This is a genomic window from Massilia genomosp. 1, from assembly GCF_011682185.1.
In the GTDB taxonomy this organism is placed as follows: Bacteria; Pseudomonadota; Gammaproteobacteria; order Burkholderiales; family Burkholderiaceae_D; genus Telluria_A; species Telluria_A rubra.
Genome location: NZ_WHJF01000562.1, coordinates 1 through 280 on the forward strand (window position 1 = coordinate 1; position 280 = coordinate 280).

A 280-nucleotide genomic window follows, 5' to 3' on the forward strand; every position below is an offset into this window, starting at 1 on the left:
GCACATTGCCCACCTTGCGTTCCTGCCACCAGTCGAGCTGGCTCACCTTGGCGGCGTCAATGCCCCAGGCCACCAGGCGCTCGCCCACGCCGAGCGGGGTGAGAAACTGTTCGGTCTTGGCCGCCAGCGCCAGGATCGAGGCATGGTCGAGGTGGTCGTAATGGTCATGCGAGAGGATAACGGCCTTGAGCGGCGGCAGTTCCTCGATGCTGATCGGCGGCTGGTGAAAGCGCGCCGGGCCGGCCCACTGCACCGGCGACGCGCGCTTGGAAAACACCGG

General features: G+C 67.1%; 1 protein-coding gene. It reads right to left on the reverse strand.

Annotation, left to right across the window (positions count from 1 at the left end; translation table 11 throughout):
- On the reverse strand, positions 1–280 hold a 280-nt coding region (locus tag F1735_RS34910), incomplete at both ends, for an MBL fold metallo-hydrolase (protein WP_229506108.1).